Origin of the sequence: Deinococcus detaillensis (genome assembly GCF_007280555.1) — a bacterium.
Classification (GTDB): domain Bacteria; phylum Deinococcota; class Deinococci; order Deinococcales; family Deinococcaceae; genus Deinococcus; species Deinococcus detaillensis.
On sequence record NZ_VKDB01000048.1, the window covers coordinates 1 to 10,715 of the forward strand.

A 10,715-nucleotide genomic window follows, 5' to 3' on the forward strand; every position below is an offset into this window, starting at 1 on the left:
CGGCCTTGAGATCTGGGAGCAGCCGATCAGCAGCGGCGCTCAGCGTCTGCCGACTGTCCGGCGTCAGAATTTCATCAAGGGTATTTTCTCGCACTGCGCCGCCGATCAGAACAAGCAGCGCTGCGTCAGGATTCAAACCGCTTTGAAGTTGCATGCTGCAAGCTGACACGGCTTGCGGCCACTACTGGCAAATTTAACCAGCCAGAAACAGGTTCGGTCGAGCAGTTAGAACATCTCCTCGTTGTCGGGCACTGGTTCCCCACCCCTTTCGCCTGTCTTGCTCCACCGTGACCAGCTGAACACAACCCATCTACCCTCAGTCCGCGCCCTGCTGGACACCGTGGCCAAGCGACTCACTCTGGCTGGAGGTGGCAACCCTGCTGCCACCTCCAGGCGCAAAAAGATTTTGCACCTGCGAGCCGAGGCATAGGCGCTGCTGGGCCTCCTACTGCTGGTTGAGCAGCTCGCCAAATCTGTTTCAGTTAAAGTTTTCTGCCAGGCCGCACCGCTGCGCCTCAGTGGTGCCTGCGTCTGGACGTTTGCTTAAGACGCTTTAATAAATAAAGTGTTTTGCTGTACATATTGCTTCGCTGCTAATTCCTATGGTGGGTGGCATGAAAGAAAAAATCCTCGTCGTCATGTCCAGTGAATCCGCTCTACCCTTGCAAGGCGGACAGACACACACCACCGGCTTCTACCTTAACGAGTTCGGCGTGCCCGCCCACCGCCTCGTACAGGAAGGCTACGACCTCACCGTCACCACGCCGCGCGGCAATCGTCCCCCGCTAGACCCGGGCAGCGACGCCGCCAGTTTCTTCAAAGATGAGGCCGAGTACCAACAAATCAAGACCTTTGTCGACCAGACCCTGAGCGGCCCCATCATCAAGCTCTCCAATGCTGCTGCGAACCTGGACGAGTATGTGGCCGTGTTCCTGCCTGGCGGGCACGCGCCCATGATTGAACTGATGCGTGATCCTGACCTGCGCCGCGTGCTGGCACACTTTCATGCCCGCGCCCTCCCCACTGCCCTGATCTGCCACGCCCCCGTGGCGTTGCTGGCTGCGCAGGATGACGCCGCCACCTACCAGGACATCTTGCAGAGCGGCGGTACGCCGACGGCTCAGGCTTTCCTATACGATGGTTACAAGGCCACCGTGTTCAGCACGCCTGAAGAGAAGGAGGCCGAGAGCGGTTTTGAGGCCCCCATGCTGTACTACCCCGCTGACGCACTGACCGCCGCTGGAATGACCATCCAGAACGGCGCGAAATGGAGCAGCCACGTCACGCGCGACCGTGAACTGATCACTGGGCAAAATCCCATGAGCGACGAGGAGTTTGTAACGGTGTTCCTATCGGCCCTCAAGGAAAGCCCTATGGCGGCAGGCGCATGAACAGCGACGCCGCAACCGCATACGTCAACGTGCAGGCCATCATCGTTCCCAAACCCGAGTGTGCTGCGCAGGTCGAGCAGGAAATGCGTACTATGGTTCGGCACAGCCGTCAGGAAGAAGGCAACCTCCGCTACGACCTATTGCTTGAGGAGAAGGAGGGTGTGTTGCGCTTTCATGTCCAGGAGCGCTACCGCGATATGAAGGCCGTTGAGGCTCACCGCGCAAGTGCCCATTACCAGGCGTACCGCGCCAAAGCTGGCGACTGGTTCAGCGAGGCTCCGCAGGTCACGGTGCTCAATGATATAGACGTCGCTGGCTGATTTTAAATCTTGTTGTGTGCGAGATCTGAGCTGTGAGAACGTTCCATCTTGCGCTCGGCAACGATGCTTTTGGACCGTCGTCAGTTCTCGCGACAGGTGTCGAACTGGGGTATACCTCAACTGTGCGGGTTCTGGCAAGTTGTTGGCGTAGGGTGAAGCCATGCTGACCGGCCAGAAACTTCCAGGATACCGATTCCCGCTTTCAGTTATCGGTCATACCGTCTGGCTTTACCACCGATATGCCCTGAGTTACCGGGATGTCGAGGAACTGTTGTTCGAGCGCGGTATTGACGTCTCCCGCGAGTCTACCCGCACCTGGTGCATCAATTTCAGTAGTGAGTTTGCTCAGAACTTACGCCACCGGGAACCCCGCCGGGGTTCCCGGTGGCATCTCGATAAAATGCACGTGGTCGTGGGTGGAGTGACCCACTGGCCTTGGACAGCGATTGACGAACACGGGGCCGTGCTTGACGTGCTGCTCCAGCGCCACCGAGACACAGACGCAGCACGGTCTTTCTTTCAGCGACTGTTGGGCGAATATGACGTTCCAGACACAGTCTGCACGGATAAGCTGGCGAGTTATGGGGCGGGCATCCGCGCCGCAAACTTCCGATCCTGGAGGATATCGATCACCAGCAGGCGATCTCAACCGCCCGGTGCAACAACTTGATTGAGCAGCGGGCAGGCGTCCGTTCTGTCCAAGACAGTCTCATCTACCTACACAAGGTCAGGAACGAGGCTAACTGGGATTTTGGTAAGTCAAACGGATCCAAGGATTTCTCGACATGCACGCGAGAATCAGCGGGCAAGCGTCGTCATCGGCGCTGTTCTGCCTAAGATACCAATCTTCACGGCTCTACCCGCTCGACCATCCCCGCTCACGACCGACGATCTTTTCTAAGAACCGCACTGCGAAGCTGGAAGGACGTCGTGCAGCAGGTGGCCTGAAGTTCAGGCCACCTGCTGCCGCTGCTCCTCGGGTCTACCTTGTCAGCAACAACTTGCCAGAACCTTCAGAACAGCATTGCCGCCCTCAGCGCGTCCGTTCGCCGTCCACCAGACGCCAGATGTCGTATGGATTGCCGTCCTGCAACTCAGGCGGCAGGGCACGGTCAGGAAAGTCCTGATGCGCGCGCAGACGGGCAAAACGCTCGATGGCGAGGCTTCCCACGCTGGTGCTGCGCCCGCCGTCGCTGGTGGCCGGGAAGGGGCCGCCGTGAACCATCGCATGGCCGACTTCTACTCCGGTTGGAAAGCCGTTCAGCACCAGTCGCCCGGCCCGCTGTCCCATGACGTGCAACAGGTCAGAAAGATCGTCCAGTTCGTCGTTGGTGGCGTGCAGGCTGGCAGTCAACTGGCCTTCCAGGCCGGCCAGCACAGGCATGACCTCTTCCAGGCGGTCATAGCGCACCGCAATGCTCAGAGGGCCAAAGACTTCATCGGCCAGATCGGAGGTAAAAGCGGCAATGGGAACGCTGAGAAGCTGGGGCTGCGCGCCCTGCTCCGGCTCCGAACCCTGGGTTACAGGCTGAACGCCCGCCGCTGCGAGATGCTCGGCTGCGCCCTTCTGGTAGGCGTTCAGAATGCCGCCCGTGAGCAGGGTACAGGCTGGAGTGGCATCCAGTTTCGCCGCCACCTGTTCCAGGAAGGCGTCGCCCGCCTCGTCCACTGGAACGAACAGCAGCCCCGGCTGGGTGCAGAGCTGGCCGCCCGAGCCGCTGATGCTGGTGGCCAGTCCACCCGCCAGCGCCGCGCCGCCCCTGTCAATGGCCGCCGCCGTGAACACGCTGGGATTGACGCTGCTCATCTCGGCGTAGACGGGAATCGGCACCTCGCGGGCCTGAGCAGCGGCCACGATGGCCAGCCCACCCGTACGGGAGCCGGTGAAGCCGACGGCGTGAATCTCAGGGTGTTGAACCAGTTGTATGCCCAGTTCGTAGCCGTCCTCGTAGACGATGCCGAAGACGCCTGTACTCAGTTCACATTGCGCCGCCGCCTCACAGATGGCCGCTGCCGCCAACTCGGAGGTGGCCGGGTGCGCCGGGTGCGCCTTGACTACCACCGGACACCCTGCCGCCAGCGCGGAAGCGGTATCGCCCCCGGCCACGCTGAAGGCCAGCGGGAAGTTGCTGGCCCCGAAGACTGCCACTGGCCCCAGCGCCACTCGCATGCTGCGGACATCCGGTTTGGGGACTGGCCTGCGGGCCGGATCGCCGTGATCAATGCGTGCGTCCACCCATGAGCCGTCCGCCGCCACCCGCGCGAACAGGCGAAGCTGGTTGGCGGTGCGGCTCACCTCGCCGCGCAGTCGGGGTTCAGGCAGGCCGGTTTCTCCCATCGCCGCTTCAATAAGCGCGTCGGCCCGCGCCTCGATTGCGGCGGCGGCGGCGTTGAGGAAGTCAGCCCGCTGTGTGGGCGAACTGGTAGCAAAGCTCCGCGCCGCATCCTTCGCTGCCGCTACCAGCGACTCCAGTTCCTCTGGTGTTGTGACCTTGAATGCTGGAGCCAGCGGCTGCCCCGTCGCTGGATTCGTCGCCTGGAAGGTGCGGCCGGTCATGACCCAACCCCTGCAGGCACGCGCCCGGACGCAGCCTCAATGACGGCGCGTACTTCGGCCTTCTCTGCGTCTGTGAGTTCCAGCCGGGGGGCGCGGACGCGGGCGCTGCCATGCCCGGTTTCTTCCTGCACGAACTTGATCAGCTGCACGAATTTGTTCACCACGTCCAGACGCAGCAGCGGCAGGAACCAGCGGTACAGTTCAGCGGCTTCCTTTGTTTTGCCGTCACGCGCCAACTCGAACAGGCGCACACTTTCGGCGGGGTAGGCGTTGATCAGGCCCGCGATCCAGCCTGTTGCGCCCGCCGCCACACCTTCCATGATGGCGTCATCCAGACCCACCAGAATATCCACCGACTCAGGCAGCACGGCACGCAGGGCAGTTATGCGGCGCACGTCCCCGCTGCTTTCCTTGACGCCCAGTAGGTTGGCATGCTCTCCGGCCAGCTCGGCGATCTGCGGGGCCAGGAAATCGGTACGGTACGCGCCGGGGTTGTTGTACAGGATCACGGGCAGCTCGGTGGCCCCCACCAGCGCGGTCATGTGCGCCTTCATCTCGCGCCAGTCACTGGTATAGACATAAGGCGGCAGCGCCATCAGGCCGCCGCAGCCCACATCCCGCGCTGCTTGGGCCAGCCGCACCCCGCCCGCCGTGCTGAGACTGGCGATGCCGGGAATCACCGGCTTGCCGTCCAGGGCATCCACCAGGGTTTCCAGTACCGCCATCTTCTCGTCCATTTCCAGCGTGTTGGTCTCGCCCAGCGAACCCAGCGGAATCATGCCGTCGCACCCGGCGGCCATCATCCAGCGGGCGTGTTCGCGCAGGAAGCCGTGATCCACGCTGCCATCGGCATTAAAAGGCGTGGTGATGGCAGGAAAAACGCCGCGGAAGGAATAGGAGGTGGAGTGGGTCATGGTGTGGCTCCTTTGAATGAGAGGTTTGAGTATCTGAAGACCTTTGAGTGGTTACGGTGGACTGAGAGTGATAGGTTCGTCCAGCAACTGGGCCAGCGGCAAAGGCACCAGCGGAGCGCGCACGCCCTCAAACCGCCAGCCGTACAGGGTCTCGCACGCGGGGCCGCAAACCCGGCCCTGGCACGCGCCCATGCCGCAGCGGGTCTGGAGCTTGGCCGCTGTCCAGCCCGCGAAGCCGCGCAACTCGCCGTGCCGCACGTCCTCGCAGCGGCAGACGATGGTTGTGGGCAATGGAGTGGGCAGGCGTTTCGGGCGCAACGCGAACGAGCGTTCCAGCGTGGCCTGAAAGCGGCGTTGAATTTCGGCGCGGCGTGGGGCATCACGTAAACGCTCGATCTGACCGCTGGCAGCGCACCCGGCCACGAAACCCTCCAGCAAAGCTCCGTCCACGCCACCGATGCTGCAAACTTCCCCGGCGGCGTAGACCCCCTGAATGCTCGTCGCCTGCCAGACGTTGACCTGCACCGCACCTGTGCCATCCAGGGCGCAGCCCAGCAACGCCGCCACGCGGGTTTCTGGCACCAGCCCAAAGCCCACCGCCAGGTAGTCGCAGTCCAGCGTGATCTCGCGCCGCCCACGCCGCAGGGTGACGCTCTGGAGCTGATTCTGCCCACTGGCCCGCACCACAGCGCAGTCGGCCCAGTACGGCACGCCCAGCAATCTAGCGGCCAGTGCCCATGCTTCACGGGATTTGCCGGGCAGCCGCGCCGCCGCCATGCCGAACGCGGCCACACCAGGCAAACCCGCCTGTTCCGCCACGGCCAGCACCCGCGCCCCTTTTTGCCGCAGGCCTGCTGCCACCGCCAGCAGCAGCGGCCCCGATCCAGCCACCACCACCCGCTTGCCGCGCACGTCCAGGCCGCCCTTGCTCATGGCCTGCAAGCCACCTGCGCCGAAGACTCCGGGCAGGATCCAGCCGTCGAAGGGCAGGAAGCGTTCGGTGGCCCCGGTGGTGAGAATCACCCGTTCAGCGTGAATCTGGCGCAGTCCAGCCGCAGTGGTCACCGTCAGCGTGTGCGCCCGCTCCCGCGTTTCTGCGGCCATCACTTCCGCGCCACTCATCACGGTGATTCCAGGATGGGAGGCCACATCGCGCAACAAGTCGCCCGCCGTCCCCTTCTGTCCCGCTACCGCGCCGCGCCAGATTTGACCACCTGAACCCGGCTGGGCGTCCAGCAGCAGCGCCCGCAACCCACCCTCGGCGGCAGTCCGCGCGGCCATCAATCCAGCGGGGCCAGCGCCCACCACCACGGCGTCCCAGGCCTCAGAATTCACGGGCTACCTCCAGCAGTCGGCGGACATTCTGACCGTCCCGCGCAGGCGTCAGGCAGGTCCGTACCAACAGCCCATCCACCACGGCGCGGCATTCATAACAGCTTCCCATGCCGCACAGCGCCCCACGCGGCTCACCGCTCAGGCTGTGGCGCAGCGGCGAGAGGCCAGCGTTCTGGAGGGCGGCCAGCACCGTGATTCCGGGCGCAACCGTGACCCGCCTCCCGTCCAATGTCAACACAGCCAGCGTCGGCTCAGGCATGGACGGCCTCCGGCATGCGCCCAAAGCGGGCAGGCGTGAAGTCGTGGGCCAGCAGTTCGGAGAAGCCTCCAAACAGTTGCGCGGCCAGCACCTCCGCTGTTCCCAGCGCGGTGGTAATGCCCAGCCCCTCATGCCCCGTCGCCAGGAAAACGCCGTCCAGGTCAGGATGCGGCCCAATCAGTGGCAGGTGATCCGGGCTGGCACAGCGTTGCCCGGTCCAGACCCGGAGCGCAGAGGTTTGTGCCAGCGCGGGCAGAAACTCGGCAGCGCGGCGCAGCATCCGGCGCAGCAGCGGCCAGTCGATCTCGCGGTCTGGACGCCCAAACTGACGGCTGGAGCCGATCAGCAGTTGCCCGGTGGGGCGCGGCTGGACATTGAACGCCACGCTGTCCTCGTCACCGCCGTGGGCACTTTTCAGGTAACCGAGTTCGACAAGCTGATGGTTGACCTGGACGGGGTGAAGAGACGCTACGCCGCGCTCGGTGATCAGCAGGTGGCCCTTGCGCTGACGCAGGGGCAGACCGGGCAGCAGACCCACCGCTCCGATGCCGTTCGCCACCACCACCAGATCCACGTGTAAGCTTTCGCCGCTCGCCAGCCTGACCCCACCCTCGATCAATTCCGTGACCGCCCCACGCCGCACGGTTGCGCCCGCACGTTCCAGCAGGAACTGGGCCACCACCGGGGCATACACCACGCTGTCGCCCGGCACTCGTAAGGCTCCAGCCAGTCCGGGGCGTAGATTTGGTTCGGCGCGGGCCAGTTCGGCGGCGTCCAGCAGCGTCGCTCCCCGGCCTGCAGCCAGATAGGCCTGACGTTTCGGCTCCACCGCCTCCAGTTCCTCATTGTCGCTGGCTACCCAGAGCGTGCCGCACGCGCGGTAATCGGCTTGTGCGGGTAAGTCCCGCGCCAGAGCCTCCCACAGTTCTAGGCTGCGGGCGGTCAGGGCCAGTTGCGCGGGGCTGTCGTCCATGACCACCAGATGACCCATGCCCGCCGCCGTCGCGCCGCCGCCGATGGGTTCCGGCTCCAGCACCGTCACGCGCACGCCGTTTAACGCCAGAGCGTCCGCACAGGCCGCGCCCACCATGCCGCCGCCGATGACGATGGCGTGCAACTTGCTCACCCCTCCTCTGGCCGGATGCCCCAGGCGAAGGGGTCGCCCGGCTGCACGATCAGTTCGCCCTGCATGGTGATAAACGCCCGTCCAGTGATCACGGGAAGCACCTGACCGTCCCGGAGCGAATACTGGCCCTCGAACACGCTGCCGATCACGCTTTCCTGCCGCCAGACCTGACCGGGTTCCAGAGTACCGTCTGCCGCCAGACAGGCCAGCTTGGCGCTGGTGCCCGTGCCACAGGGACTGCGGTCATAAGCGCCGCCAGGACACATCACGAAGTTGCGGTTAATCCCCCCGGCGTGGCTGAAGAGTTCGATGTGGTCAATCTCCGCGCCGTCCTTTCCGGTGATCCCAGCTTCACTCAACGCCTGACGAATTCGCAGGGTCTCGTCGTTCAAGGCCGGAATATCACCAAGGTTCAGCGTCCGCTGGCCCACATCCACCAGATAGAACCAGTTGCCGCCCCAGGCCACGTCGCCTCGCACCTCGCCCAGACCTTCCACGGTGACAGTGACATCTTTGAGGTGGCGATAAGCGGGCACGTTCGCCACGCTGACGCGGCCATCGTCGTGCAACGTTGCCGTGACCACACCCACCGGAGTGTCGATACGGTGATCGCCAGGGCCGATACGCCCCAGGTAGGCCAGCGTCGTCACCACGCCCATCGTGCCGTGACCACACATGCCCAGCGGCCCAGCATTGTTGAAATAAATAACGCCTGTGACGCAGTCCAGCGACTTGGGAGGCAGCAACAAGGCACTGACCAGCACCTCGTTGCCGCGCGGCTCCAGATTGACCAGGGTACGCCAGCGGTCAAAGTCGCCCCTTAATGCCTCGCGCTGCTGTGCCAGGGTTTCGCCTGGTAATTCCGGAAAGCCGTCCAGCACCACACGCGTCGGCTCGCCCGCCGAATGGGAATCCACGAAGCGGATGCGGTGCGTGACCGTAGAAACAGTTGAGGGGGCGGGTGACATACCTTAAGGTAAGCCAGCAGCAGACTCTCTGTCTTGGTGAAGTTCGCGAGGCTGGCTGCCGAATTGGGCACAATAGGGTATGCCCGTACTCCCGCCGCTTCTCCCCGGCGCAAAACGAATTCGATTCCTGCCAGAGGCAATCCGGCGGCTGGGTCTGGACGCACTACTCGACGTACTGGACTATCTCCCAGACACCGTGGCCTTCGTGAAAGATGCACAGGGACGCTACCTGTACGCCAACCGCACCCTGCTGGAGCGGCTGAACCGCCCCGCCTCTGCCGTGCTGGGCTTGCAGGCCAGCGAGGTCTTTCCAACGTCGCTGGGGGCGGCGTATACCCAGCAGGACACCGCCGTTCTGACGGGCCGCACCCTGACCGAACATCTGGAACTGCACCTGTATCCGGGGGGCAAAGCGGGCTGGTGCCTGACCACCAAACGCATGCTGGGTGAACCCCGCGCCCCGGTGGGCCTGCTGGGACTGTCGCGCGACCTTCACCTGCCGCGCTCTCACGCCTCGGCTCTGGGGCTGGCCGCCGCCACTGCCCGGATAGAGGCCGAGTACGCCGCGCCGCCCAGCGTGCCGGAAATGGCCCGAAGCGCCGGTCTGAGCGTGACCACTTTCGAGCGCCAGATCCGGCGCGTATACGGCCTGACGCCCACGCAACTGCTGACCCGCACCCGCATTCAGGCCGCCACAGCGCTGCTCTCCCAGACCAGTCTGTCGGTGGCGCAGATCGCCGTCGAGTGCGGCTACTTTGACCACAGCGCCTTCGCCCGCGCGTTCAAGGGTGCGGTAGGACTGACACCCAGCGGATTTCGTGGCTTCGCTCAGGGAAATGCAGCTGAGGCAAAGCGGTAAGCAGCCTGTCAGATGCCAGTTTATAGACCGAGTGTGCATGATCATCAAAGGGTTGTGCTGCCCTAACTGGTGTCACGGCAGACTGAAGACAGGCATAGTCTGAGGTTCAGACCACCTCTGCCGCGACGCTTGAACACGTCTGGAACGCTTGTTTCTGATTGCTTCTTGGGCAGGACGGGAGGAGTGGCGTCCTCATGGGCGTTCGTTCACGACGCCACTAACCTGGATGCCGCGCTGGTGCAGCAATTCCTGGACGTCCCGATAGCTCGGGGGAAAGCGGTGATAAAGCCACACAGCGTGCTGGATGATCATCGGGAAGCGGTGGCGATAGGGCGTTCCGTCGATCACGGTGGTCAGCCTACTCCAATCCGACTAAGGCAACACAACCGTTTTAAAAGGGTTAGGCAGCGGGTTCCAGGCGGCGCAACATGAGCCGGATGTTGGCAAGGCAGAACCACGCCTGCGTCGTTTAGGGCAAACCCTCGTCATCCCGACTCAGTCGACGGCAGCGGGTCATTCATGCGAAGGTGCGCTCCACTACCCAGCGTCGGTGTAACACCACAAAACCCTGTTGTCCAGCCAGCTCCTCGACAACCTCCACGATCCAGTTCAAGACCTCTTTGGCCCAGGACACGGGTTCACCCGTGTATCCACCACCCGCCCGGATGCGGAAAACGCTTGGCGAGCAACGCCGGCAAGATCAGCGCTTGCGCCCGATTTTACACGCTCCCTGCTGTGACCATGACCAGCGGCAGTGAGCCCAGCGTATCTAAGGTGATGTGCCGCTTGCGCCCGTTAGTCTTTTTCCCCACGTCAATCCTACAGTTGAAGTGGCCGCCTGAAGCTCATGTGGTCACTAACCTGATCCGGCTCTTGATCAATATAATTTGAGGGTGACCCAGTTTTGCGTAGATGGAGATAAGCCTCGACAATAGGAGGCACCATCATGACAAACCGCAGAATCCATACCGCTGACTTCAAACGAG

At 63.5% G+C, this 10,715-nt stretch carries 9 protein-coding genes and 2 pseudogenes; 4 read left to right on the forward strand and 7 right to left on the reverse strand.

Going from position 1 to position 10,715, the window contains the following annotated elements; translation table 11 throughout:
• Positions 1-614 precede the first annotated feature (614 nt).
• The 3 genes and pseudogenes from FNU79_RS18235 (at position 615) to FNU79_RS18245 (ending at position 2,659) form a co-directional block, all read left to right on the forward strand.
• A complete protein-coding gene (locus tag FNU79_RS18235; protein WP_225430174.1) occupies positions 615-1,391 on the forward strand; it encodes a type 1 glutamine amidotransferase domain-containing protein in 777 nt (258 codons plus the stop codon).
• Positions 1,388-1,711 (forward strand): putative quinol monooxygenase, encoded by a 324-nt coding sequence (locus FNU79_RS18240; RefSeq protein ID WP_143722227.1) that lies wholly within the window; start codon positions 1,388-1,390, stop codon positions 1,709-1,711. Before FNU79_RS18235 ends, FNU79_RS18240 begins: the two co-directional genes overlap by 4 nt.
• Positions 1,712-1,871: 160 nt before the next feature.
• Positions 1,872-2,659: pseudogene (locus tag FNU79_RS18245) on the forward strand (IS6 family transposase).
• 85 nt (positions 2,660-2,744) lie between these two features.
• On the opposite strand, the gene FNU79_RS18250 reads toward FNU79_RS18245, so the two are convergent.
• The 6 genes from FNU79_RS18250 to FNU79_RS18275 are packed head-to-tail and all read right to left on the reverse strand — an operon-like array spanning position 2,745 to position 8,870.
• Positions 2,745-4,268 (reverse strand): aldehyde dehydrogenase (NADP(+)), encoded by a 1,524-nt coding sequence (locus FNU79_RS18250; protein ID WP_143722228.1) that lies wholly within the window; start codon positions 4,266-4,268, stop codon positions 2,745-2,747.
• On the reverse strand, positions 4,265-5,182 hold the full coding sequence (locus FNU79_RS18255; RefSeq protein ID WP_143722229.1) for a dihydrodipicolinate synthase family protein: 918 nt from the start codon (positions 5,180-5,182) through the stop codon (positions 4,265-4,267). Before FNU79_RS18255 ends, FNU79_RS18250 begins: the two co-directional genes overlap by 4 nt.
• A 51-nt stretch (positions 5,183-5,233) precedes the next feature.
• Positions 5,234-6,517 (reverse strand): FAD-dependent oxidoreductase, encoded by a 1,284-nt coding sequence (locus FNU79_RS18260; RefSeq protein WP_143722230.1) that lies wholly within the window; start codon positions 6,515-6,517, stop codon positions 5,234-5,236.
• Positions 6,507-6,776 carry a (2Fe-2S)-binding protein gene (locus FNU79_RS18265; RefSeq protein WP_143722231.1) on the reverse strand — a complete coding sequence of 90 codons (270 nt, stop codon included), beginning with the start codon at positions 6,774-6,776 and terminating at the stop codon, positions 6,507-6,509. Before FNU79_RS18265 ends, FNU79_RS18260 begins: the two co-directional genes overlap by 11 nt.
• The gene (locus FNU79_RS18270; RefSeq protein ID WP_143722232.1) at positions 6,769-7,902 is read right to left on the reverse strand and encodes an NAD(P)/FAD-dependent oxidoreductase; all 1,134 of its coding nucleotides are present in this window, start codon (positions 7,900-7,902) and stop codon (positions 6,769-6,771) included. The genes FNU79_RS18265 and FNU79_RS18270 overlap by 8 nt, the downstream gene beginning before the upstream one ends.
• Positions 7,899-8,870 carry a proline racemase family protein gene (locus FNU79_RS18275; RefSeq protein ID WP_143722233.1) on the reverse strand — a complete coding sequence of 324 codons (972 nt, stop codon included), beginning with the start codon at positions 8,868-8,870 and terminating at the stop codon, positions 7,899-7,901. Before FNU79_RS18275 ends, FNU79_RS18270 begins: the two co-directional genes overlap by 4 nt.
• Before the next feature lie 79 nt (positions 8,871-8,949).
• Between FNU79_RS18275 and FNU79_RS18280 the strand changes: the two genes are divergently transcribed.
• The gene (locus FNU79_RS18280) at positions 8,950-9,729 is read left to right on the forward strand and encodes an AraC family transcriptional regulator (protein ID WP_143722234.1); all 780 of its coding nucleotides are present in this window, start codon (positions 8,950-8,952) and stop codon (positions 9,727-9,729) included.
• Between the two features lie 216 nt (positions 9,730-9,945).
• Here FNU79_RS18280 and FNU79_RS18285 read toward each other — a convergent pair.
• Positions 9,946-10,041 (reverse strand): annotated as a pseudogene (locus tag FNU79_RS18285) (IS6 family transposase); the annotation flags it as partial.
• Positions 10,042-10,715: the final 674 nt, after the last annotated feature.

Coding starts and splice junctions, on each gene's coding strand:
- FNU79_RS18250 (WP_143722228.1), bottom strand. CDS start 4,268: ATGACCGGCCGCACCTTCCAGGCGACGAATCCAGCGACGGGGCAGCCG.
- FNU79_RS18275 (WP_143722233.1), bottom strand. CDS start 8,870: ATGTCACCCGCCCCCTCAACTGTTTCTACGGTCACGCACCGCATCCGC.
- FNU79_RS18240 (WP_143722227.1), top strand. CDS start 1,388: ATGAACAGCGACGCCGCAACCGCATACGTCAACGTGCAGGCCATCATC.
- FNU79_RS18235 (WP_225430174.1), top strand. CDS start 615: ATGAAAGAAAAAATCCTCGTCGTCATGTCCAGTGAATCCGCTCTACCC.
- FNU79_RS18255 (WP_143722229.1), bottom strand. CDS start 5,182: ATGACCCACTCCACCTCCTATTCCTTCCGCGGCGTTTTTCCTGCCATC.
- FNU79_RS18265 (WP_143722231.1), bottom strand. CDS start 6,776: ATGCCTGAGCCGACGCTGGCTGTGTTGACATTGGACGGGAGGCGGGTC.
- FNU79_RS18280 (WP_143722234.1), top strand. CDS start 8,950: ATGCCCGTACTCCCGCCGCTTCTCCCCGGCGCAAAACGAATTCGATTC.